The following is a 22,247-nucleotide window of genomic DNA, read 5'->3' as shown; positions in this document are numbered from 1 at the left end:
CGAAGATGTCCACATGTCAGACTCTCCGAGCACCGCGCTGCCCCGCCAGATCGCCGACGCCTATGTCGACGCATTCATCGAACTCGACCCGATCTCCGGGACCTTTCTGGGCGTCGCGGAAAGCTCCCGCAGCCTTCCCGACTTCTCCCCCGCGGGCCAGGAGGCCCTGGCCGAGCTCGCCCGCGCCACTCTCGCGCAGCTCGACCTCGCGGAACAGCTGCCCGGCGCGGCCGATGACGCCGAGCGCCGCTGCGGACGTCTCCTGCGCGAGCGGCTGACGGCCGAACTCGCTGTCCACGAGGCCGACGAGGCGCTGTGTGCCGTCTCCAACCTGCACTCGCCCGTGCACTCCATCCGTGAGGTCTTCACGGTGACGCCCACCGAGACGGACGAGGACTGGGCGGCTGTGGTCGAACGGCTCCGCGCGGTTCCGGCCGCGCTCGCCGGCTACCGCGAATCGCTCGCGCTCGGTCTGGAGCGGAAGCTGTACGGCGGTCCGCGCGCCACGGCCACCGTCATCGGCCAGCTCGACGAGTGGGTCGGGGACGGTACGAAGGGGTTCTTCCAGGACTTCGCCGCCGCGGGCCCGGCCTCGCTGCGCACCGCGCTCGACGACGCCGCCCGGCAGGCCACGCAGGCGCTGGACGAGCTGAGGCAGTGGATGCGTGACGTGTACGCCCCCGCGATCGAGGGCGCGCCGGACACGGTGGGCCGCGAGCGCTACGCCCGCTGGTCGCGCTACTTCAACGGCACCGACCTGGACCTCGACGAGGCCTACGCGTACGGCTGGTCGGAGTACCACCGGCTGCTCACCGAGATGCGGACCGAGGCCGAGAAGGTGCTGCCGGGCGCCGGCCCTGGGAGGCGCTGGCCCATCTCGACACCCACGGCAAGCACATCGAGGGGGTCGACGAGGTCCAGGCGTGGCTGCAGGGCCTGATGGACGAGGCGATCGAGGCCCTGGACGGTACCCACTTCGAACTCGCCGAGCGGGTCCGCAAGGTGGAGTCCCGGATCGCCCCGCCCGGCGGCGCCGCGGCCCCGTACTACACCGGACCCTCCGAGGACTTCTCGCGTCCCGGCCGGACCTGGCTGCCGACGATGGGTGAGACCCGCTTCCCGGTGTACGACCTGGTTTCCACCTGGTACCACGAGGGTGTGCCGGGCCACCACCTGCAGCTCGCCCAGTGGGCGCACGTCGCCGACAGCCTCTCGCGCTACCAGGCCTCCATCGGCATCGTCAGTGCCAACGCCGAGGGCTGGGCGCTCTACGCGGAGCGGCTGATGGACGAGCTGGGCTTCCTCCCGGACGCCGAGCGCCGGCTGGGGTACCTGGACGCGCAGATGATGCGCGCCTGCCGGGTGATCGTGGACATCGGCATGCACCTGGAGCTGGACATCCCGGCCGACTCACCCTTCCACCCCGGTGAGCGGTGGACGCCCGCGCTGGCGCAGGAGTTCTTCGGCAACCACAGCGGCCGCCCCGCCGACTTCGTGGAGAGCGAACTGACCCGCTACCTCTCGATGCCCGGGCAGGCCATCGGCTACAAGCTGGGCGAACGCGCCTGGCTGCTCGGCCGGGAGAACGCCCGCGCCGCGCACGGGGACTCCTTCGACCTCAAGTCCTGGCACATGGCAGCCCTGTCGCAGGGGCCGCTGGGTCTGGACGACCTGGTCGACGAGCTGTCGAAGCTCTGAGCGTACTGGCGGCCGGGCCCGGATCCTCCCCGGGCCCGGCCGCCGCGGAGTCCGATGCCGCCGGGCGTTCCCTCCGCGTTCCGGTCGACCCGGGCCACCACCCTGCGGTCAGCAGCCGCAGTCGTCTGCGCCGGCCGGTGCGGCGAGCGGGTCGGCGTCGCGCCGCTCGGCCCCCTGCCAGGTCTCGAACGCGAAGCCCTCGCGCGCCCAGTACTCGAAGCCGCCGAGCATCTCCTTGACCCGGTAGCCCAGTTCGGCGAGGGCCAGGGCGGCACGGGCGGCGCCGTTGCAGCCGGGCCCCCAGCAGTACGTGACGACCGGTACCGCCGGGTCGAGCAGTCCCGGCGCCTGTTCGGCGATCAGCGCCGTCGGCAGGTGCACCGCACCGGGAATGTGCCCCTGGTCCCAGGACGCGGTGGAGCGGGAGTCGAGGAGCACGAAGCCGGGGTCGCCGTCGGCCGCCAGCGCGGCGGCGACGTCGGAGACATCGGCGTGGAAGGCGAGCGAGGCCCCGAAGTAGGCGGCCGCCGCTGCCGGAGCGGCGGGCGGAACGCGAAGGACGGGGTTGGCCGCGAGGACGGCGGGCTGCGAAGTCATGGTCAGAATCTATGACCGGCACCGCCCCGCCGGAAGGAGAGATCCCCGGGAGGTGGGTTGATCCGCCGGGCATTTCCCTGTTCTCTCTGCACATGACCGACTATTCCCCGGATGCCACCGACTGGCGCATCCTCGATGTCCTGCAGCGCGAGGGCCGCGCCACCTTCGCCGAACTCGCGCGGGCGGTGGCCATGTCGTCGAGCGCGGTGACGGAGCGGGTGCGCAGGCTGGAAGAGGCCGGGATCATCAGCGGGTACGCGGCGGTGGTCGACCCGGAGCGGCTCGGTCTGCCGATTCTCGCCTTCGTCCGGCTGCGCTATCCGAACGGCAACTACAAGCCGTTCCACGACCTCCTCGACACCACGCCGGAGATCCTGGAGGCCCACCACGTCACCGGCGACGACTGCTTCGTGCTGAAGGTGACGGCCCGCTCCATGAGCCATCTGGAGGCAGTCTCCGGGAAGATCGGCGCCCTCGGCTCCGTCACCACGAGCGTCGTCTACTCCTCGCCGCTGCCGCGGCGGGCGGTCAGCCGCTGATCCCGTCAGTGGCCCGGTGCCGCACGGCGGAGCCGTGCCGTTCCTTCACCACTTCGAGCTGGGCCGGGATACGGCGGCGCAGATCGGCGACGTGGCTGACGATGCCCACGCTGCGGTCCCGCTCCCGCAGCGAGTCGAGCACGTCGAGGACCTCGTCGAGAGTCTGGTCGTCCAGGCTTCCGAAGCCCTCGTCGATGAAGAGGGTGTCCAGGCGTACGCCGCCGGCCTCGTCGGTGACCACGTCGGCGAGGCCGAGTGCCAGGGCGAGCGAGGCGAAGAACGTCTCGCCGCCGGAGAGCGTGGCCGTGTCGCGTTCCCGGCCGGTCCAGGCGTCGATGACGTGCAGGCCGAGCCCCGCCCTGCGGCCTCCGGTACGGGCATCGGAGTGGACCAGCGTGTAGCGGCCGGATGACATGCGCTGCAGCCGGGCGGTGGCGGCCGCCGCCACCTGTTCCAGCCGGGCCGCCAGGACGTAGGACTCCAGCCGCATCTTGCGTTCGTTGTCGGCCGAGGTGCCGGCGGTGAGGCCGGCGAGCCGTGCGATCCGCTCGTACTCCTCGCGCACCGGTCCAAGGCCACGCACCTCGTCCGTCGCGCGCCGGGACAACCGGCCGAGTTCGGTGCAGCGTTCCCGGGCCGCCGCCACCGAGCTCGCGGCATCCCGCAGCAGCCGCTCCGCGGTGTCGTACACCCGCTGCGCGGTGTCCGGGTCGGCCGGGGGGCGCCCGCCGGCGGCGCGGGCAGCCGTCTCGGCGAGCCGGTCGGCCACCGCCGCGGCCTCGGCCTGCCAAGCGTCGATCCGGTGCTGGAGCGCACGCTGCCGGGAGTCGGGGAGCAGGGTCCCGGCGGCGGCCTGCGGGGTTTCGAAACCTGCCCGGAACGCCGCGTCCGCCAGCCGGTCGTCGGCCTCCTTGAGCCGCGCCGCCGCGCTCTCCTCGTCGCGCACGGTGCCGGCCGCCTCGACGAGCAGCTCGACCCTGCGCTGCAGGAGGGCTGCCTGCTCACTGACGCCGGCCGACTCCCCACGGGCCTGCGCCAGCACCTCTTCCAGTGCCGCCTGTTCCCCGTCGAGGCCTTCGCGCCTGGACGTACGGGCGGCGGCGCGCTGTTCGGCCTGCCTGCGGCCCTCGGCGCGCTGCTCCTGCTCGCGTTCGGCGGCCGCGAGGGCCTCGCGCGCCGCATGCGTTCCGGTGGCGGTCCGGTACGCCTCGGTGTGCTCCCTGGTCAGCGCGTCCACGAGCGCGGCCAGCGCGGCAACGGCCGGATCGGCCGCCCGGTCCTGCTCACCCGCCGCCTCCCCGGCTTCTCCGTCCCCGGCCGGACCGGCTGCGCCGCCTGCGGTCTCGACGGCTTCGGCACGAGCCGCGGCGTACCGCTCGCGTACGGCTCCGAGAGCGTGTTCCGCCTCGGTGCGCGCCTGCTCCGCACGCCGGTGGGCGGCCTCGGCGGCCTCCTCCGTCGCCTGGTCGACATGTCCGTCGCCGGCGCGGGCCGGCTCCGGGTGGTCGGCCGAACCGCAGACCGTGCAGGCCTCGCCCTCGACCAGTTCCCGTGCGAGCTCGGCCGCGATATCGCGGAGCCGTCGTTCACGCAGGTCGAGCCAGGTCTCGCGGGTGCCAAGCGCCTGCTCGCGGGCCGCACCGAGGCGGCCCTCGGCGTCCGAGGCCTGCGCCGCCAGCGCGTCCCGGCGCCGGGCCGCGTCCAGCCGTCGTCGGGCCGGCTCCAGCCGGCCGGCCAGCAGTTCGGCGCGGGTCGCCGCCTCCTGGGCCTCCTCGATGCGGGTCTGCAGCCGGTGCCGGGTGGCGTCCCAGCCGGCCAGCCAGCTCTCCGCGTCCCGGACCAGTTCGTCGTCCGCCCGGGCCTGCCGCTGCAGCGCGGCCCGTTCGCTGTCGATCTCGGAGCTGCGGCGCTCGGCCCGGCGCGCGGCGTCCAGCCCGCCGAGCTCCTCGCGGAGTCTGCGTTCCAGCGCCGTCAGCTGTTCGGCGCCCGCGTCGGCGAGGCCGCTGGGCAGCCCCGCCCGGGAGCGGTCCCGGGCCGTGCTCGCCCGCTGATACGCCCGCCCGGCCTCGTCGCGAAGCTCCAGCGCGGGGGCGACGAGATCCGCCTTTCGGGCCCGCTTCAGCTGCTGCTGCGCCTCTTCGTGCTCATGACGGCCGGCTTCCACGGCGGTGGCACGCCGCTGTGTCTCCTCGTACCGCTGCTGGAGCCCGGCCAGTTCGCGTTCGGCGTCCAGCGCCACGCGAGCCGCCGCCTGCCGGCCCTCGGCCGCGGAGCGTACCGAGTCTGCGATGTCGAGCCGCTCCCGGGCGCTGCTGCGCGCCGTCGCGGCCCAGACCAGTACGGCGTCCGCGAGACCGGGTTCACCCGGCTGGGCCGTCGGCAGCGGGCACTCGCGCGCGGCGGGGCCGGCCGCCTGGGCGATCCGCTGGGCGACGGCGAGGATCTGTTCGTCCCCGGCCCTGACCTGCGCCTCGGCGGCCCTCCGCAGCTCGGCGAGGCGTTCCTCGACGGCAGCGAAGCGGCGGGTGTCGAAGAGCCTGCCGAGCAGTTTGCCGCGTGCCTCGGCGTCGGCGCGCAGGAAGCGCGCGAAATCGCCCTGGGGCAGGAGCACCACCTGGCAGAACTGGTCCCGGCTCATTCCGATGAGCTGGGTGATCTCCTCGCCGATCTCCTGGTGCGAGCGGCTCAGCGCCCGCCACCCCTGATCCGGGTGGTGCTCCCGCAGCCAGCTCTGCGCCTTCTCCGTGGTGTAGCCGTCGCCCTTCTTCTTGGGGCGGGGCTGGGCGGGCCGCCGGGTGATCTCCAGCCGGCGTCCGCCCGCGGTGACTTCGAGCCGTACCTCGGTCGGGAGGCCGGCCGCGGCATGGTCGCTGCGCAGCGAGGTTCCCGGGCTCTGCCGGGCACCGGGCACTGCGCCGTACAGGCCGTAGCAGACGGCGTCCAGGACCGAGGTCTTACCGGCGCCGGTCGGTCCGTGCAGCAGGAAGATCCCGGCTGCGGAGAGCGCGTCGAAGTCGATCTCCTGGGTGGCGCCGAACGGCCCGAAGGCGGTGATGCCGAGCTTGTGGAGCCTCACCGGTTCACCTCGTGCACGCTGTCGTTGACCCGTACGTGGTCGAAGGCGCTGCGCAGCACCGTCCGCTCGGATTCGTCGGTTCCGTACCCGCCGCGGACGTGTGCCACGAAGTCCTCCGCGATGCTCTGGTCGTCGCGCCCCCGCAGCCGCTGGGCGTAGGAGGTGTGCGGGTCCTCGGGTGCCCGGTCCGGTTCGAAGGCGAGGCTGAGGGTGTGGGGGAAGCGCTCGGCTAGGCGCGCCATCGGGTCCGCGGGGCGTACCGGGTCGGTGAGGGTGGCCTCCACCCAGGAGTTCTCGTGCCGGTCCAGGGCCGGGTCGTCGAGCAGCGCGTCGAGACGGCCGCGGAGTCTGGCGAGCGGGCGGGGCACCGGACAGTCGATCCGCCCCGCGGCGATCGCACCCGAGGCGTCCAGGTCGATCAGCCACATCGTCTTGCGGTGGTCGGCCTCGGAGAAGGAGTACGCGAGCGGGGATCCGGAGTACCGGACGCGCTCGGCGACGGTCTGGCAGCCGTGCAGGTGTCCCAGGGCCACGTAGTCGACACCGTCGAAGACCCCGGCGGGGACCGCGGCCACCCCGCCGACGGTGATGTCGCGTTCGCTCTCGCTCGGCTCGCCCCCCGCGACGAAGGCGTGGGCGAGGACGACGGACCGGGTGGCGTCCGCCCGCTGTGCGAGGTCGGCGCGGACCCGGTCCATGGCGGCGGTCAGCACGGCCTCGTGCCCGGCCCGTTCCGCCTTGAACACGTCCTTGACGAGGGCGGGTTCCAGATACGGGAGTCCGTAGAACGCCACGTCACCGTGCGCGTCGCTGAGCACGACCGGAGTGGCGCAGTGTGCGGGATCGGTGCGCAGGTGGATGCCCGCACGCCCGATGAGTCCCGCGCCGACACCCAGCCGGCGGGCCGAGTCGTGGTTCCCGGAGATCATCACTGTGGGTACGCCCGCCGCGGCGAGCCGGTGCAGCGCGTCGTCGAAGAGCTGCACGGCGGAGAGCGGCGGCACCGCCCTGTCGTACACATCACCCGCCACGAGCACGACATCGACCTCGTGCTCGCGGACCGTCGCCACCAGATGGTCGAGGTAGGCGGCCTGCGCCTCCAGCAGGGATACCCGGTGGAACGACCGCCCGAGGTGCCAGTCCGACGTGTGCAAAATCCTCAAGACCCGGCTCCGACCTGCATGTTTCGCTTCCTCCGCCGCTGGGCCCGCACGGGCTGTGCACCGGCGGGGCCCGGGTCCCCGCTGACGCCTTCCCCCACAGTTGCGACGCCCTGCCCCTGTTCCCTCACGCGGCACAGTGTCCCACCCCCGACGGCGCCCCCGGAGCCTCATCCCAGAAGATCGACCCGGGTCCCGAGGCGCTCGGAGGCACGTTCCTGTTTGCCCCACCGCCCCGGTCTCAGACGTCCCCGTACGCCTCGCCACCCAGCTCCAGTTCCGCCTCGCCCGCTGTCGCGTCGGCTAGCCAGCGCCGGAATTCCTCGATCTCCGCCTCCGGCAGGCCGATCTCGATGGTGACCGCCTCCGCGTACCGGACCTCGCGCACCGTCCGTCCGGTGGCCCGCAGCTCGTTCTCCAGCCTGCCCGCCCGCTGATGCCCGACGGTGACGACGGCGAGCCGGAACCGCTGCCGGGTGAGGGTGCCGAGTGTGTCGAGGGCCTCGCCCACCGCTCCTCCGTAGGCCCGGATCAGCCCGCCCGCACCGAGCTTCACCCCGCCGTAGTAGCGGGTGACGACGGCGACCACGTAGCGCATCTCGCGTCGTGTCAGCATCTGCAGCATGGGGACTCCGGCGGTGCCTCCCGGCTCGCCGTCGTCACTGGCCTTCTGTACGGAGGCGTCGGCGCCGATCACGTACGCGAAGCAGTTGTGGCTGGCGGCCGGGTGTTCCCTGCGGATGCCTGCGACGAACTCCTGCGCCTCCTGCTCGGTGGCGGCGGGCGCGAGCGCGCAGATGAAGCGTGACCGGTTGATCTCGGTCTCGTGCACGCCCGCTCGGGCGACTGTCCGGTACTGCTCCTGCATCCGGCAAGCCTATGCGCAGGTGCGGGAATGGTCCGGGGCGGCCGCCCGTTGTGCGGATCATGTACGCAGACACGGAGACGATCCGCAGGATTCTGGCAGACACCGGCGACACCTGGGCGGTGGTGGGGCTCTCCAACAACCGCTCACGCGCGGCCTATGGGGTGGCGGAGGTGCTTCAGCGCTTCGGCAAGCGGGTGGTCCCGGTGCACCCCAAGGCCGAGCGGGTGCACGGCGAGGACGGGTACGCCTCACTGGCCGACATCCCGTTCCCGGTCGACGTGGTGGACGTCTTCGTCAACAGCGAACTGGCCGGGGCGGTGGCCGACGAGGCGGTCGCGATCGGCGCCTCGGCGGTCTGGTTCCAGCTCGGGGTGAGCGACGAGAAGGCGTACGAGCGCACCCGGGCCGCCGGGCTCGACATGGTCATGGACCGCTGCCCCGCGATAGAGATCGGTTCCCTAGATTAGCGCACCGCCACACACGCAAGAGCCCCGGCACCCACCCGGTCCATTCTATGGAAGAACGAGTGCTCAGCGAGTGGCAGAGGCGGCATTCCAACCCTCCACTGCGGCTCTCCGCGCGCTAGAGGTGATGCCCCCACGCGCGGGGGCCTCTATGTCGTTCGTCAATCCCGCGCTGCCGGTTTCGTGGGTGTTGGTCTCGTTCATGCGGCGAAGCTGACGGCGGGCGTTCGGGGGCTCGTAGAGGGTTCCGTCGCGGAGCATGGCGAACAGGACACTGATGCGTTGGCGGGCGAGGCGGAGGAGGGCTTGAGTGTGGGTCTTTCCGCGGGCGCGCTGCTTGTCGTAGTAGGTCCGGGAGGCGGGATCGGCGTTCATGCAGGCGAAGGCGGACAGGAACATGGCCCGCTTCAGCTGCCGGTTTCCGCCTCGGGGCGCGTGTTCGCCGTGGATGGAGGTTCCCGACGACTTCGTTGTCCCCACGCCGGCGTAGGAGGCGAGGTGGGCGGCGCCGGGGAAGTTGGTGCCGTCGCCGACGGCAGGACTGCGGCGGTCCTGACGCCGACGGCGGGGCATCGAGGTCAGGATCTGGGAAAGAGCGTGGTCATCCAGCGGGGTGTTTATCCGGGTTCCTGGGCCCTGCGTTGGTTCATCGAAGGCTCCCAGCGAGGGAATGACGGTGTCCAGGGTGTCGGTCCTGGGACGACGACGCTCGGCTCGTGCAGAGCGGCAAAGGCGTCGTCGATCAGTCGGGCGGCCATGCGCGGAGCCTGAGGGATCCACCGCACGACATCCAAGTGAATTAACCAGGTTTGCACCGATCAATGGCGAAAAGCCCAAATGCACCGCAATGGCGACCGCTTTGGACGGGTGCCTGCTGCGGTAACTCTCCCAGCCGCCCTCGGGCCGCTCACCGGGCTCATGTCCGAGATGGTCGGTCAGCAGGGCCTCATCCGCAGCACCCGGTGCGACTATGGCGGCCTCCTAGCCTCAATGCCGCCCGTCACGTCCCAGTCCTCAACTGTCGCTGACAGGTTCCTACCGATATCTGGACTTGGGGTCGAACGAGGCAATGGATCGAGTGATCTCGGGATGATTGCCGCATGAGGGCAGGGCCTCATGTGCAGTTCGGAGGTAATGAGCCCGAGCGAACTCTCCTGTCACCGCAGTTCAATAGCTCGCATCTCTGCCGCTCAACTCGGCTCTCGTGTCGCGCGATTGTCTCGCTCACCGGCTCGAGAATGCGCCGATCAGCCCGGCCACGCACCTCGCGGCATGAGAGACCACTTTGCAGACCTGAGTGGAAACGACACGACCAAGTCGGCACCGTGACCGCCCCCAACCCCATGGAGGCGTGGAACTAGAAGATCTGTAATGCACCATCAACTCGCCACACGCGCTTGTATGATCAACGCACCGCGTCGCTGACACCCAGTGCCGCTCCCAAGGAAGATGTAAGGAACCTCTCGTGAAGAGAAATAAGGCATGGACTGCGATCGCCCTGCCAGTCATGGTTGCCTCAGCAGTCCTCATCACTGCGCCCTCAGCCAGCGCAGCTCCAGCCCACACCTTCACCTCGGTCGGCGAGATGTCCTCGTCGATACACAGTTGCAAAGGCGATGGCAGGGCCGGGGTAACTAACGCCCGCACCCCCGTCCACACGGGCCCCAGCGCAGGAGCCACCGTCACCCAGTACCTCCCTGCTGGGAGGACAGTACATTGGTACTACGAGTGCATCAGTGACGCGGGAAACATCTGGTACGAAATCACCGGAAAGCTCGACGAAGGTGGTACCAGCAATGGCCGGTTTATCTACAGCGGATACTTCTCTTAAGGTCCACAGGCTTGGGGCCGGCCGCTAAATATTCGATTCCAGGGGATCGGCTGCGTGCGTAGGGCGAGGGTGTCCAACGCCAGCGCGTGAAGACAAAGTTGGGCACCCTCGCGTCCCTGCTCTGCACGAGAACCAACGATCTGCTGAAGGCGTCTGCTCACCGACGCCGAACTCGTCACGCCGACGATGATGCAGGCCACACTCGGCTTCGCCTTCCAGGCCAGACGCTCCGCCAAACCCATTCCCACCTGCAGCTCCTCTTCCCGTGGCTACCCACGCAGCCCGACGACAACAAGCGGTTACGCAAGGGCCGCGAGGCCGCTTCGACAAGTCACCCGGCTGCTGGCCATCGCCACCATCGCGTGGAGCGCCGATAGGCTGGTCGTGGACTCTACGCCGGCGGAATGCGGCCGCTCTGGACGTGCGACGATCGACCTCAGAGTTATCCCCGAAGGAATTCCGGAGCGGACCGATGGGGTCTGAGTCGAGCAGGCCCCGAAGGCTGTCACCGTTCGGCCGAATGTGCGTGGTGCCACGCTCCACTTGGGGCTGCCAGACTAACCCGCTGTGCGTACTGCCCCCGCTCTCCGTGAACAGAACGCCTCTCACAGCCGTGCCCGGCTGGCCAGACATCTGGCCCGACTTGGCGTGGAACGGGGAGGCGTCCTCATGGTGCATGCCTCGCTGCGCGCGGTCGGAGCGGTGGACGGCGGTCCGCAGGCCGTGGCAGGCGCCCTGCGCGATGCGCTGGGACCGCAGGGCACGCTGGTCGTCCCCGCCTTCACTCCGGAGAACTCCGACACCTCCCCGCACTACCGCTCGCGGGTACGCCGCCTCGGCGACCGTGAACGGGAGGCCGTACGGGCGGGCATGCCCGCGTTCGATCCGGCCACCACGGCTGCCCCATCGATGGGCCGACTATCCGAGACAGTGCGACAGTCCCCCGGTTCCCTGCGCAGCGCCCATCCGCAGACCTCGTTCGCGGCGGTGGGCCCACTGGCTGGCCATGTGGTTGCGGACCACCACCCCGACTGTCATCTCGGCGAGGACTCCCCGCTGGCCCGAATGCACGAACTGCGGGCCCAGATCCTGCTACTGGGGACCGGTTTCGACTCCTGCAGCGCGTTCCATCTGGCCGAGTACCGCGTGCCGTCCCCGCCCCGGCGCACCTACCGCTGTGTGGTGCGGGACGGCGGCGGACGGCGGTGGTGGGAGTACGAGGACGTAGTCCTGGACGACAGCGACTTCGGGGCCCTAGGAAAGGGCTTCGAGCGGTCGGCCCGCCCCCGGCCGTCTCCAGCGACATGGTCGGCTCGGCCGAGAGCCGCCTGTTCCGCTTCCCCGAAGCGGTCGGCTTCGCCACGCGGTGGCTGCCGGTGCACCGGCGGCGCACCGCGGACAGCCTCCTCAGGCCCTGATACCGAGCCCCTCCACCACGACCGCGCCCGGCAGCGCCGCCAGAGCCTTGCCCGGCATGATCAGCTTGCCCCGCCGGCTGCCGCTGCCGATCAGGACCCATTCCTGGTCGACGACCGCGGGGTCGATCAACAGTGGCCAGGTGCCCGGGAGTCCGACGGGCGTGATGCCGCCGTACTCCATGCCCGTCTCGCCGACCGCGGTGTCCATCGGGGCGAACGACGCCTTGCGCGCACCGAGGTGCTTGCGGACGGCGCCGTTCACGTCGACGCGGGAGTGGGACAGGACGAGGCAGGCGGCCAGGGTGACGTCACCGCCGCGCTTGCCCGCCACGACCACACAGTTGGCCGACCGCTCCAGCAGGTCAGCGCCGTGATGCTCGACGAACACGGCCGTGTCGGCGATCTCCGGGTCCGTGTCGACGTGGATGATCTGCTCGGCGGGAAAGCCGCCCCAGCCTTCGCGGACCGCTTCGGCCACCGGAGCGGTGAGCAGTTCGAGACGGTCGGCTGCGGGACGGGCATCCTCGAAGGAGCCGATGGGTGCGCGCATGCGCGCCACGCTAACAGCCCCGCTTCGCAGAACCGTTGGGCGTCTCATCTGACGGGCGGGATGGACACGGCCATGGTGAGTTCGACCGGCTCTGCGCCCTCGTTGCGGTAGTCGTGCGGGTGGTGCGCCTCGAAGGTGGCTGAGGTACCGGCGGGCACGGCGTACGAGGTGCCGTCGACGACCAGGGTGAGGTCGCCCGTGGTGACGTGGAGCAGCTCGACGGTGCCCTCGGGGTGCGGGTCGGAGGCGCTGCTGTCACCCGGCATCAGGCGCCAGCTCCAGAGTTCGAGCGGACCCCTGGCCTCCGTACCGACCAGCAGCGTGGTGGAACTGCCCGCCTCGGTGGCCCACATGCGCACGGCCTGACTGGCGGGCACGAGACGGACCGGGGAGCCCTGCTCGTAGTCGAGCAGCGTGGTGATGCTGACTCCCAGCGCGTCGGCCAGCTTGACCGTGGTGCCGACACTCGGATTGGTGCGCGCCTGTTCGATCTGGATGATCATGCCGCGACTGACCCCGGCACGGGTGGCGAGGGCGTCCAGGGTGAAGCCCCGCTCACCGCGCCAGCGCTTGAGGTTGCGCGCGAGCGACTGGGTCAGCTGGTCGAGATCAGTCACGTTCCGTCCAATATATTGGATGACAGAGTCGAAAATACTGCACTACGGTGTGGTGTACCCACCCGTTCACCGCACTGTACTGCGAGGCACGCAATGACAGCACTGTTCGCCCTGGCCACCAGCCTGCTGTGGGGGCTGGCCGACTTCGGCGGCGGGTTGCTGACACGGCGTACGCCCGCTCTCACCGTCGTGGTCGTCTCGCAGACCGCCGCCGCGGCCGTGCTGGGCGTGATCGTGATCGTCACGGGCGCCTGGAGCGAGGTGAGCGGGCAGCTCTGGTTCGCCGTCGCGGCGGGCGCGGTCGGGCCGGTCGCGATGCTGAGCTTCTACAAGGCCCTCGCGCTCGGCCCGATGGGTGTGGTGTCCCCGCTCGGTTCACTGGGGGTCGCCGTACCGGTGAGCGTGGGGCTGATCGTCGGCGAGCGGCCGGGGCTGCTGCAGTTCGCCGGAGTGGCCGTCGCGGTGGTGGGCATCGTACTGGCGGGCGGCCCGCAGCTGCGCGGCGAACCCGTGCAGCGCCGGGCGGTACTGCTGACGCTGGTGGCCGCGTTCGGCTTCGGGGCCGTGATGTCCCTGATCGCCGAGGCCTCCACCACGGTCACCGGGCTGTTCCTGGCCCTCTTCGTGCAGCGGATCACCAACATCGCCGTGGGCGGCACGGCACTGTACGTCTCCGTGCGGCGCGGGGCCCGCGCGCTTCCCGAAGAGGGCGGGGCCGCCGTCGTACGGGCCGCGCTGCCGGCGCTGGCGTTCGTGGGTCTCGCGGACGTCGCCGCCAACGGGACGTACTCGATCGCCGCACAGCACGGACCGGTCACCGTCGCCGCCGTACTGGCCTCGCTCTACCCGGTGGTCACGGCCCTGGCCGCCCGCGGTGTCCTCGGCGAACGGCTGCGCGGCGTGCAGGCGGCCGGCGCCGGGCTCGCCCTGGTGGGCACGGTGCTGCTCGCGACCGGCTGACGGAACACCGCCCGCCACGGCCGTCAGCCCTCTTCGAGCTCCGCCACGGCCAGGAGCTGTTCGGGGGTCACACCCGCCGGGATCGGCACGGGGGCCGGCGTGCGCAGGGGCGGCTGCCAGCCCTTCTCGGGGTCCCAGCTGCGTACGACACGGGCGGGGGCGCCGGCCACCACCGCATGGTCGGGCACCTCGCCGCGCACCACCGCGCCCGCCGCCACCACCACGTTGCGCCCGAGCCGGGCTCCCGGCAGGATCACCGCCCCGGTACCGATCCAGCAGCCCGGGCCGATGGCCACCGGCTCCATCCGCGGCCACTGCCGCCCCACCGGCTCCTGCGGATCGTCGTAACTGTGGTTGGTCGAGGTGATGTAGACGTACGGCCCGCAGTAGGTGTCCGAGCCGATCGTCACCGTGGTGTCGGCGACGACATGGCTGCCGCGGCCGAGCACCACTCCGTCGCCCAGCGTCAGAATGGGGTCGGATCCAAGGTCCAGATCGGGCATGAGCCCTGCCGTCAGGGTGACCTGCTCACCGATGATGCAGTGCACACCGAGCTCGATCCAGCGCTCCCCGAACACCGTGCCCTGCGGGAAGGCGAGCCGGGTGCCCTCACCGATCCGGCCGAACCGCAGCCCGCCCGGATTCGCCGCCGTGACCGCACCCGTCTCCCGCACCCAGCGCCAGCAGCGGTGGACCGCCCCCGACAGGGCGCGCCGCCGCCAGGCGGTCAGGGAGGAGACCGTGTCTCTGTTCTTCGGCACTCGCACACGGTAGTCGGCGCGCCCGGAGCAGTCCGCCGCACCGGCCTGTGATCTTCACCCCACCCGCCCCCGCACCCACGCACACGTCGCATACCGTTTCCCCGCGGGATCGGACAGCTGCGATCGGACAACCGCTACCCACGGCACCGGCACGGAGGAACGCGCGATGGCAGAGCAGGCGTTGATCAGGGCAATGGGCGGCAAGGAGCCGGACATCGATGCCGCCGCCTTCACCGCGCCGACGTCGGTCGTGATCGGTGAGATCACCCTGGCCGCCGGCTCCAGCGTCTGGTACAACGCGGTGCTGCGTGCGGACTGCGGCCCCATCGTCATCGGCGCCGACTCCAACATCCAGGACAACTGCAGCGTCCACGTCGATCCCGGCTTCCCCGTCACGGTGGGCGAGCGCGTCTCGGTCGGGCACAACGCCGTGCTCCATGGCTGCACCATCGAGGACGACGTCCTGGTCGGCATGGGAGCCACCGTCCTCAACGGTGCGCACATCGGCTCCGGCTCGCTGATCGCCGCCCAGGCCCTGGTCCCGCAGGGGATGCGGGTGCCGCCGGGCTCGCTGGTCGCGGGCGTTCCGGCCAAGGTCAAGCGGCAGCTGACCGAGGAGGAGCTCGAGGGCGTCCGGTTCAACGCGGTCGGTTACGTGGAGCTGGCCAAGGCGCACCGCCAGGCGTACGAGGACTGAGCACGAGGAACCCGGGCCACCCCCCAAGGCTGAACGCGAGGGACCCCGGCCGGGCGGCCGGGGTCCCTCGCGTTCAGCCTTACCCGCCGCGTCAGTCGGCCACCGGGACGGTCCCCGGTTCGGGCTCGGAGTCGGCCGTGGCGCGGGCGGCCGCCTTCTTGGCGCGGTTCTTGAGAACGAGCATCGAGGCAAGTCCGATCAGCACCGCGATCGCCAGTCCCAGGTACGAGAACCGCTTGAGCCAGGCCTCGGCGACGACGCCCACCGAGTAGATGACGGCCGTGGTGCCGCCGGCCCAGGCGATACCGCCGAACAGGTTGGCGATCAGGAACTTCCAGTACGGCATGTGCAGGACGCCGGCGAGCGGTCCGGCGAAGATGCGCAGCAGTGCGACGAAGCGGCCGAAGAACACCGCCCACATGCCCCACTTGTGAAACGAGCGTTCCGCCATGGCGATCTGGCCCTCGCCGAAGTGCCGGGGGAACTTCCCTCCGAGCCAGGCGAGCAGTGGACGTCCGCCCTTGCGGCCGATGGCGTAACCGACCGAGTCGCCGATCACCGCCCCGGCCGAGGCGCAGGCGCCCAGGATCCACGGGTTGATGCCGTCGTGTCCCGCCGCCAGCAGCGCCGCGCTGATCAGGACGATCTCACCGGGCAGCGGAATGCCGAGGCTCTCCAGTCCGATGACGACGCCCACCAGGACGTACACGCTGATCGCGGGGACGGTCTCCAGCCACTCCTGGATGTGCAACGCCGGTTCCTCCGTAGTGATGTCCTGTCGCCCGCCGGACAACTCCTCGGCGCACCGCCAAAAGCCTACCGGTCGCGCCATCGGCCCGGACAGCGCGAAGGGCCGCACCGCCCCCGTCGGGTGCGGTGCGGCCCGGTGCGGCCGTGCGGGGTCAGGCGTTCGGGCGCAGCGTCCAGACGACCGTCATCTCGCCGGTCACGGCACCGTCCGCCCGCTGGATCTGGATGGCCACCGGAAACTCGGGGCGCTTGCCCGCGTCGAGTTCGGCGACGACGTCCGCCACCGGCCGGCCGAGAGTGGCGGTCGCGGTCACGTCGCCCATGGCCAGCTTCTTGTAGCCGATCTCCGCCTTCACCGCGAGCGGGACGGCACGCGTGAGCTGGTCCCCGAACGCGGCGATGACGATGGCCCCGCTCGCCGATTCCGCCAGCGTGAACATCGCTCCGGCGTGCGGTCCGCCGACATGGTTGTGGAAGTCCGCCTGGTCCGGCAGGCGGACCACCGCGCGTTCGGCGGTGGACTCCAGGAATTCGAGGTTGAGGGTCCGGACCATCGGAACCGTCGCGGCGACCATCTCGCCCGCAGTCATCTGTTCAGCGCTCATGAGCCTGATGTTACTCATGAGTAGGCCGCTTTGGCCATGCCCTGAAGGTCCCGCGAGCGCCCTCGATCGCATCCTTCACCGTCCGCTCACGGGGGCGGCCGTAGCCGCCCGGACGACGCCCCTCTATCGTTACTCGCCATGTGGCCAGGACAGCAGCCGCCCGGGGGCGAGCAAAACCCGCAGGACCAGAACCAGAACCCGTACCAGCAGCCGGGTTACCAGCAGCCGAATCCCTACCAGCAGCCGGGATACCAACAGCCGGGTACGCCCGAGCAGCAGCCCGGTTACGGCTACCCGCAGCAGGGTCAGCCGGGGCAACCGCAGGGTCAGCCGGGCTACCCGCAGCCCAACCCGTACCAGCAGCCGACGGTGCCGCAGTACGCGGTTCCGGGGCAGCCCGGGGGTCCTCAGCCCGGCAACGACAAGAAGAAGACGACCGTCATCGCCATCGTCGCGGCGACCGCGGTGGTCGCCGCCGCGGTGGTCACGGGCGTAGTCGTGATGAACAAGGACGACGACAAGGACGGCAAGAACGTCGCCGACGACAAGAAGTCGTCAGCGCCCGTCAAGCCCTCCGGGTCCGCGTCCTCACCCGAGGCGAACCCGCGCGGTACCGACGGGGACGCCAAGCCGCTCATCGCGGGGTGGAAGGTGGTGACCAACCCCAAGTGGGGCACGCAGTTCGACGTGCCCGGCGACTGGGAGGTCTCGCCTCCTGGCGTCACGTCGGGCTTCGAGGACGCGAAGAAGAATGACGGCTTGCCGCTCATCGGGTTCTCGGCGCCCGCGGACCTCAAGAGCAAGTGGTGTGTCGACGACTCCGACAAGGACGGGGTCAAGGAGAACACCAGCCTGGCCGGCACCGGCACCCGTGGCGCGGAAGGCGCCACGGACGCCGACGTCAATGCCAGGAACGAGGCCGGCACCTGGGCATGGGCCGCCTATGCCCAGCACATGCCCAAGAGCACCATCAAGATCAGTAAGCCGAAGCAGTACACCACCAAGTCGGGCCTGACCGGCAGCGTGGTCACCGCGACGGCACCCAATGTCACCAAGAAGAAGAAGTGCGACACCGACGGCAAGACCATCGCCTTCACCTTCAAGAACAGCAAGGGTGCCTTCTCCTCCTGGATCCTCTACGGTGCCGACTCGGTCAAGGACGAGCTGCCCGACGCGACGATCCAGAAGATCCTGAGCACCGTGCGCCTGGTGAAGATCACCGATTCCTGACCGCTCCCGCACTTCCGTCGGACCGCCTCTCCCGGGCGGCCGCACCCACCGGCTGCTGACCGCCGCCGCGATCAATACGCGCCTGAGCAACGACGGCGTGACGATCGCGGCGGCGTTCGCGGTTTCCGGGCCGGGCGGCAGCACGCGGTCCCCTGACAGCGACGTGCGGGATGCTGAGGGCGTGTCCGCGTCAGCCGATGCCGAAGGCACCGTCGGGCGGCTCGGGTGAGTCGACCGCCTCGTCGTCGCCGACCGGCCGGGCCCCCTTGGTGAGTTCGGCCACCGCGGCGCCGTGCTCGACACGGGCCGGAAACGCGTCCGAGGCGCAACGGCGGACCAGAGCGGCCGTGTCGAAGGGGACCTGGGAAGCGACGAGGACGACGTTGCCGAAGCGACGGCCGCGCAGAACCGCCGGCTCGGCGATCAGGACCAGCTCGGCGAAGACGGCTGCGAAGGTGGCGAGTTGCGGACGCAGGAAGGCGAAGGGCGCCCCGTCCGCGAGATTGGCGGTGTAGATCCCGTCGGCACGCAACGCCCGCGCCGCAGCCTGCGCGTAAGGCACGGAGGTCAGGTGGGCAGGCACTCGCGAGCCGCCGAAGACATCGGCGACCACGACGTCCACGGAGCCTGGCTCGGTCGCCTCCAGCCGCTCCCGGGCGTCCGTGCCGTGCACGCTGATCCCGCTGCCGTCCGGCAGCGGCAGGTGTTCGGCGACGAGGGCGAGCAGCCCCCGGTCGGCCTCGGCGACTTCCTGCCGGGAGCCGGGACGGGTCGCGGCGACGTAACGGGGCAGGGTGAGGGCGCCGCCGCCGAGGTGCAGCACGTCGAGTGGTGCGCCCGGATCGGCCGCGCAGTCCAGGACATGGGCGAGTCGTCTCGCGTACTCGAATTCGAGGTGTTCCGGCGCGTCGAGGTCGACGTAGGACTGGGGTGCGCCGTCGACCGTGAGCAGCCAGGCCCGCTCCCGGTCCACATCGGGGAGCAGTCTGGCGGTGCCCTGGTCCACGTCACGGATGACGGGTATCGACTCGTTCACTCCCCCATTGTGCGGTGACCGGCCGCCTCGCCCGACCGCGGCGACGGCACCAGCGCGCGACGGCCGTCGCCGGGACCGCCGCACCGCCCGTCCCGGCGTGCGACGCCCGGTCAGCGCACCGCCTGTCCCAGCGCGATACTCCGGGACAGCGCACTGTCCGTCGGGGCGTACGACGCCGGGTCCGCCTCCACGGGTGCGGAGGCGGGCCCGGCTCTGCGCGCACGTCAGAGCAGCGCGGTGACCGTGCCGGCCCCGACCGTGCGGCCACCCTCACGGATGGCGAAGCCGAGGCCGGCCTCCAGCGGTACGTCCCGGCCCAGCTCGACGGTCATGGTGACCGTCTCACCGGGGCGCGCCACCGACACCGCGCCGAGGTCGACGTCGCCGACTACGTCCGCGGTGCGGATGTAGAACTGCGGCCGGTAGCCGGTGGTGACCGGAGTGGTCCGGCCGCCCTCCCGCCCCGACAGGACGTACACCTGCGCGGTGAAGCGCCGGCTCGGTGTCACGCTGCCCGGCGCCGCGACGACGTGGCCGCGGCGGACCCGGTCGCGCTCGACCCCACGCAGCAGGAGCGCCACGTTGTCGCCGGCCTCGGCGGACTCCATCGGCTTGCCGAAGGTCTCCAGGCCGGTGACGACCGTCTCGGTGTCCGCGCCGAGCACGGACACCCGGTCGCCGACGCGGACGGTGCCGCGCTCCACCGCGCCGGTGACGACCGTGCCCCGGCCGGTGATGGTCAGGACGTTCTCCACCGGCAGCAGGAACGGCGCGTCGGTGTAGCGCACCGGGATCGGTACGTAGGTGTCGACGGCGTCGAGCAACGCCTCCACGGCGCCGGTCCAGCGTGGGTCGCCCTCCAGCGCCCGCAGGCCCGACACCCGCACCACGGGCACGTTGTCGCCCCCGTAGCCGTGCGCGGACAGCAGCTCCCGCACCTCCAGCTCGACCAGGTCGGTCAGCTCGGGGTCCCCCGCGTCCGCCTTGTTGAGGGCGACGACGATGTGGTCGACGCCGACCTGGCGCGCGAGCAGCACGTGTTCGGCGGTCTGCGGCATGATCCCGTCGAGCGCGGAGACGACGAGGATCGCCCCGTCGAGCTGGGCGGCGCCCGTCACCATGTTCTTGATGTAGTCGGCGTGTCCTGGCATGTCGACGTGCGCGTAGTGCCGGGTGCCGGTCTCGTACTCGACGTGCGCGATGTTGATGGTGATGCCGCGCTGGGCCTCCTCGGGCGCCCGGTCGATGCGGTCGAACGGGACGAACGTGCCGGTGCCGCGGTCGCTGAGGACCTTGGTGATGGCGGCCGTCAGAGTCGTCTTGCCGTGGTCGACGTGGCCCATGGTGCCGATGTTGAGGTGCGGCTTGGTGCGCACGTATGCCGTCTTGGGCATGGCTCATTCCTTGGAGTTCGAAGCTGAGAGGAGACCCCAGGTCCCTGCCGACCCTCCCCTTGCGGGGTCCGCCGGGCTGTCGGGGGAGGGTCAGCTTCGGGCGCCGCCGAAGGGCGCTGCGGCAGCGGTGAACGCTGCCGCGACTGCAGTTGCCGCAGTGCTGTACGTGAGGTTCACGGCAGCCTTCGGCGCGTCCGCGACTGCGGACTGCGCTGCGAGGAAGGCGTACCGGAACATGCGTCGATCATGTCCGAGTGCCGCGGGTCCGTCGAGCGATTTTCGGCGGGCGGCGGGAAGTTGGGGCGGGCGATCCGCGGGGTCCCTCAGAGGTGCTTGGTCGCCTCGCGTACGGACAGGGGCGAGAGTCGGCCACTCGCACCGTCGACGAAGTCCCGTACGGCCTGCGGATCGGTCTTGGCGTACTCCCGCAGGCACCAGCCGATCGCCTTGCGGATGAAGAAGTCGGGGTGGCCGGCCTGGCGCAGGCAGTACCCGAAGAGCCGTCCGGTGTCGGTGTCCTGCTTGTAGCGCAGCTGGTGCAGCAGTGCGGTGCGGACGATCCAGAGGTCGTCGTCCTCGATCCACGCGTCCATCTCCTGCCGGAGCGCCCCGTCCGCGGCCACCAGCGGGCCCGCGACATGAGCGGCCAGTACGTCGACGGTGTCCCACCAGGGCACGGTCGAGACCAGATGGCGCAGCACCGGCACGAATCCCGGGGAGCAGCGCGCGACGTGGCGGCGAAGGTAGTCGGCGGCGAAGTACTGGTACTCGCGCTCGGGCAGCGACCAGCAGCGCAGCGCGATGGCGGCGCAGTCCGCCTCCTCGGGACGCGCGGTGCCCTCCAGGACGGCGCGGGACAGCGCTCGGCGTCCGGGGGTGGGGATGCCGAGAAACGGCGCGACGTGCTTCATGTACGCGGCGGCCGACCGGGCGCGTCCGGGATCGGCGACTGCGGGATACAGCGCGGTGAGTCGCTCCAGCACGGTGTCGGCAAGCGCGCTGCTGGGGATGGACGGCCCAGGCCCGGGCGCGTCGTGGCCGGTTTCGACTCCGTGGCTCATAACGGTCACATTACGGCGATCACACATCGGGTCGGATACTCTCCCCGAATGCTCGACCTCACCCCGGCCACCCGGCCCGCCGCAGGTCTCGCCGTGCGCTGCACGAGGGTGCTGCTCTCCCCCTGGTCCCGGCTCTCGCTGCTCGTGGCGGTGCTGCTGGCCGCCGCGACGGCGATGCTGCTCCTCGAACCCCAGCGGCTGCTCGCATCCGGCGGACCCGCCGCCCAGCTGAGCGACGGGTGGGCCGCTGTCGCGCTCTTCGGTCTCGCGTACGGCGTGTGCACGGTGGCGTTCGTGCCGCGCCCGCTGCTCAACCTCGCCGCCGGCGCGCTGTTCGGCTCCCAGGCCGGTCTGGTGGCGGCCCTGGCGGGCACGGTGCTCGGTGCGGGCATCTCGTTCGGGCTCGGACGGGTGCTGGGGCAGGACGCGCTCCGTACGCTGCTGCGCGGGCGCTGGATGCGGGCGGCGGACGGGCAGCTGAGCCGGCACGGTTTCCGGTCGATGCTGGCGCTGCGGCTCTTCCCCGGGGTGCCCTTCGCCGCCGCCAACTACTGCGCCGCCGTGTCCCGCATGGGCTACCCGCCGTTCCTGGCGGCGACCGGCCTCGGCTCGATCCCGAACACGGCCGCGTACGTCGTGGCGGGGAGCGAGGCCTCGTCACCGACGTCGCCCGCGTTCCTGGCCGCGATGGGCTTCATCGTGCTGACCGGGGCCGGGGCGGCCGTGATCGCCTGGCGCAGGCGTCACCGGCTCGGCGCCGAGTGACGCGGCGGCCTGCGCGGGGGTTGTCGTAACTCTGTTCATCCGGGGGCGATACGCTGCCCGCGACCGACAGACGATGTCCGGGCCGATGTGGCCCTGCCCTCGCACGACCGCAATCCGCACGCCGCCGACGGCCCTGATGCCGTCGGCCGATGCATGATCACTCCGGGATG

Annotated in this window: 18 protein-coding genes and 3 pseudogenes; 8 read left to right on the top strand and 13 right to left on the bottom strand. The window is 71.2% G+C overall.

Going from position 1 to position 22,247, the window contains the following annotated elements; all coding sequences use genetic code 11:
• The first annotated feature begins 13 nt into the window (after window positions 1–13).
• A pseudogene (locus LNW71_RS29620) lies at window positions 14–1,698 on the top strand (DUF885 domain-containing protein).
• A 108-nt stretch (window positions 1,699–1,806) separates the two neighbouring features.
• Here the strand turns inward: LNW71_RS29620 and LNW71_RS29615 are convergent.
• The gene (locus tag LNW71_RS29615; RefSeq protein ID WP_250971001.1) at window positions 1,807–2,295 is read right to left on the bottom strand and encodes a rhodanese-like domain-containing protein; all 489 of its coding nucleotides are present in this window, start codon (window positions 2,293–2,295) and stop codon (window positions 1,807–1,809) included.
• A gap of 92 nt (window positions 2,296–2,387) precedes the next feature.
• Between LNW71_RS29615 and LNW71_RS29610 the strand changes: the two genes are divergently transcribed.
• On the top strand, window positions 2,388–2,834 hold the full coding sequence (locus LNW71_RS29610) for an Lrp/AsnC family transcriptional regulator (RefSeq protein WP_250971000.1): 447 nt from the start codon (window positions 2,388–2,390) through the stop codon (window positions 2,832–2,834).
• Here the strand turns inward: LNW71_RS29610 and LNW71_RS29605 are convergent.
• From LNW71_RS29605 to LNW71_RS29595, 3 genes are all read right to left on the bottom strand, one after another.
• Window positions 2,824–5,910 (bottom strand): AAA family ATPase, encoded by a 3,087-nt coding sequence (locus tag LNW71_RS29605; protein ID WP_250970999.1) that lies wholly within the window; start codon window positions 5,908–5,910, stop codon window positions 2,824–2,826. The two genes, LNW71_RS29610 and LNW71_RS29605, sit on opposite strands and share 11 nt — an antisense overlap.
• Window positions 5,907–7,073 carry an exonuclease SbcCD subunit D gene (locus LNW71_RS29600; protein WP_250970998.1) on the bottom strand — a complete coding sequence of 389 codons (1,167 nt, stop codon included), beginning with the start codon at window positions 7,071–7,073 and terminating at the stop codon, window positions 5,907–5,909. The genes LNW71_RS29605 and LNW71_RS29600 overlap by 4 nt, the downstream gene beginning before the upstream one ends.
• Window positions 7,074–7,311: 238 nt before the next feature.
• Entirely contained in the window at window positions 7,312–7,938 is a 627-nt protein-coding gene (locus LNW71_RS29595) for a YigZ family protein (protein ID WP_250970997.1), read from the bottom strand.
• A 59-nt stretch (window positions 7,939–7,997) separates the two neighbouring features.
• On the opposite strand from LNW71_RS29595, the gene LNW71_RS29590 reads away from it, so the two are divergent.
• The gene (locus LNW71_RS29590) at window positions 7,998–8,405 is read left to right on the top strand and encodes a CoA-binding protein (RefSeq protein ID WP_250970996.1); all 408 of its coding nucleotides are present in this window, start codon (window positions 7,998–8,000) and stop codon (window positions 8,403–8,405) included.
• 228 nt (window positions 8,406–8,633) lie between these two features.
• Here the strand turns inward: LNW71_RS29590 and LNW71_RS29585 are convergent.
• Window positions 8,634–9,175: pseudogene (locus LNW71_RS29585) on the bottom strand (transposase); the annotation flags it as partial.
• Between the two features lie 1,625 nt (window positions 9,176–10,800).
• On the opposite strand from LNW71_RS29585, the pseudogene LNW71_RS29580 reads away from it, so the two are divergent.
• Window positions 10,801–11,651, top strand: a pseudogene (locus LNW71_RS29580) (aminoglycoside N(3)-acetyltransferase).
• Here LNW71_RS29580 and LNW71_RS29575 read toward each other — a convergent pair.
• Window positions 11,641–12,201 (bottom strand): YbaK/EbsC family protein, encoded by a 561-nt coding sequence (locus LNW71_RS29575; RefSeq protein WP_250970995.1) that lies wholly within the window; start codon window positions 12,199–12,201, stop codon window positions 11,641–11,643. The pseudogene LNW71_RS29580 and the gene LNW71_RS29575 sit on opposite strands and share 11 nt — an antisense overlap.
• Window positions 12,202–12,245: 44 nt before the next feature.
• Window positions 12,246–12,818 carry an XRE family transcriptional regulator gene (locus LNW71_RS29570; protein ID WP_250970994.1) on the bottom strand — a complete coding sequence of 191 codons (573 nt, stop codon included), beginning with the start codon at window positions 12,816–12,818 and terminating at the stop codon, window positions 12,246–12,248.
• A 93-nt stretch (window positions 12,819–12,911) separates the two neighbouring features.
• Between LNW71_RS29570 and LNW71_RS29565 the strand changes: the two genes are divergently transcribed.
• Window positions 12,912–13,778, top strand: a complete 867-nt coding sequence (locus LNW71_RS29565; RefSeq protein WP_250970993.1) for a DMT family transporter — start codon at window positions 12,912–12,914, stop codon at window positions 13,776–13,778.
• A gap of 23 nt (window positions 13,779–13,801) precedes the next feature.
• Here LNW71_RS29565 and LNW71_RS29560 read toward each other — a convergent pair whose 3' ends face one another.
• Window positions 13,802–14,539, bottom strand: coding sequence for an acyltransferase (locus LNW71_RS29560; protein WP_250970992.1), 738 nt, complete (start codon window positions 14,537–14,539; stop codon window positions 13,802–13,804).
• A gap of 166 nt (window positions 14,540–14,705) precedes the next feature.
• On the opposite strand from LNW71_RS29560, the gene LNW71_RS29555 reads away from it, so the two are divergent.
• On the top strand, window positions 14,706–15,236 hold the full coding sequence (locus LNW71_RS29555) for a gamma carbonic anhydrase family protein (protein ID WP_250970991.1): 531 nt from the start codon (window positions 14,706–14,708) through the stop codon (window positions 15,234–15,236).
• Between the two features lie 91 nt (window positions 15,237–15,327).
• On the opposite strand, the gene LNW71_RS29550 is transcribed toward LNW71_RS29555, so the two are convergent.
• Window positions 15,328–15,987, bottom strand: a complete 660-nt coding sequence (locus tag LNW71_RS29550; RefSeq protein ID WP_250970990.1) for a DedA family protein — start codon at window positions 15,985–15,987, stop codon at window positions 15,328–15,330.
• 151 nt (window positions 15,988–16,138) lie between these two features.
• Window positions 16,139–16,576 carry a DUF4442 domain-containing protein gene (locus LNW71_RS29545; RefSeq protein ID WP_250972185.1) on the bottom strand — a complete coding sequence of 146 codons (438 nt, stop codon included), beginning with the start codon at window positions 16,574–16,576 and terminating at the stop codon, window positions 16,139–16,141.
• 153 nt (window positions 16,577–16,729) lie between these two features.
• On the opposite strand from LNW71_RS29545, the gene LNW71_RS29540 reads away from it, so the two are divergent.
• A complete protein-coding gene (locus LNW71_RS29540; RefSeq protein WP_250970989.1) occupies window positions 16,730–17,821 on the top strand; it encodes a hypothetical protein in 1,092 nt (363 codons plus the stop codon).
• 190 nt (window positions 17,822–18,011) lie between these two features.
• On the opposite strand, the gene LNW71_RS29535 is transcribed toward LNW71_RS29540, so the two are convergent.
• The 3 genes from LNW71_RS29535 to LNW71_RS29525 all read right to left on the bottom strand — a co-directional run bounded on the left by LNW71_RS29535 (window position 18,012) and on the right by LNW71_RS29525 (window position 21,312).
• Window positions 18,012–18,857 (bottom strand): fused MFS/spermidine synthase, encoded by an 846-nt coding sequence (locus tag LNW71_RS29535; protein WP_250970988.1) that lies wholly within the window; start codon window positions 18,855–18,857, stop codon window positions 18,012–18,014.
• 224 nt (window positions 18,858–19,081) lie between these two features.
• Window positions 19,082–20,251 carry an elongation factor Tu gene (gene tuf / locus LNW71_RS29530; protein ID WP_250970987.1) on the bottom strand — a complete coding sequence of 390 codons (1,170 nt, stop codon included), beginning with the start codon at window positions 20,249–20,251 and terminating at the stop codon, window positions 19,082–19,084.
• 323 nt (window positions 20,252–20,574) lie between these two features.
• The gene (locus LNW71_RS29525; protein ID WP_250970986.1) at window positions 20,575–21,312 is read right to left on the bottom strand and encodes a DNA alkylation repair protein; all 738 of its coding nucleotides are present in this window, start codon (window positions 21,310–21,312) and stop codon (window positions 20,575–20,577) included.
• A gap of 48 nt (window positions 21,313–21,360) precedes the next feature.
• Between LNW71_RS29525 and LNW71_RS29520 the strand changes: the two genes are divergently transcribed.
• The gene (locus tag LNW71_RS29520; RefSeq protein ID WP_250970985.1) at window positions 21,361–22,077 is read left to right on the top strand and encodes a TVP38/TMEM64 family protein; all 717 of its coding nucleotides are present in this window, start codon (window positions 21,361–21,363) and stop codon (window positions 22,075–22,077) included.
• Window positions 22,078–22,247: the final 170 nt, after the last annotated feature.

The organism is Streptomyces sp. RKAG290, from assembly GCF_023701695.1.
Classification (GTDB): Bacteria; Actinomycetota; Actinomycetes; order Streptomycetales; family Streptomycetaceae; genus Streptomyces.
The sequence above is the reverse complement of the archived record's forward strand: the minus strand, read 5'-3'. Positions and strand labels throughout refer to the sequence as shown.

Coding starts and splice junctions, on each gene's coding strand:
- LNW71_RS29555 (WP_250970991.1), top strand. CDS start 14,706: ATGGCAGAGCAGGCGTTGATCAGGGCAATGGGCGGCAAGGAGCCGGAC.
- LNW71_RS29565 (WP_250970993.1), top strand. CDS start 12,912: ATGACAGCACTGTTCGCCCTGGCCACCAGCCTGCTGTGGGGGCTGGCC.
- LNW71_RS29545 (WP_250972185.1), bottom strand. CDS start 16,576: ATGACTGCGGGCGAGATGGTCGCCGCGACGGTTCCGATGGTCCGGACC.
- LNW71_RS29610 (WP_250971000.1), top strand. CDS start 2,388: ATGACCGACTATTCCCCGGATGCCACCGACTGGCGCATCCTCGATGTC.
- LNW71_RS29615 (WP_250971001.1), bottom strand. CDS start 2,295: ATGACTTCGCAGCCCGCCGTCCTCGCGGCCAACCCCGTCCTTCGCGTT.
- LNW71_RS29540 (WP_250970989.1), top strand. CDS start 16,730: ATGTGGCCAGGACAGCAGCCGCCCGGGGGCGAGCAAAACCCGCAGGAC.
- LNW71_RS29595 (WP_250970997.1), bottom strand. CDS start 7,938: ATGCAGGAGCAGTACCGGACAGTCGCCCGAGCGGGCGTGCACGAGACC.
- tuf (WP_250970987.1), bottom strand. CDS start 20,251: ATGCCCAAGACGGCATACGTGCGCACCAAGCCGCACCTCAACATCGGC.
- LNW71_RS29590 (WP_250970996.1), top strand. CDS start 7,998: ATGTACGCAGACACGGAGACGATCCGCAGGATTCTGGCAGACACCGGC.
- LNW71_RS29525 (WP_250970986.1), bottom strand. CDS start 21,312: ATGAGCCACGGAGTCGAAACCGGCCACGACGCGCCCGGGCCTGGGCCG.
- LNW71_RS29575 (WP_250970995.1), bottom strand. CDS start 12,201: ATGCGCGCACCCATCGGCTCCTTCGAGGATGCCCGTCCCGCAGCCGAC.
- LNW71_RS29520 (WP_250970985.1), top strand. CDS start 21,361: ATGCTCGACCTCACCCCGGCCACCCGGCCCGCCGCAGGTCTCGCCGTG.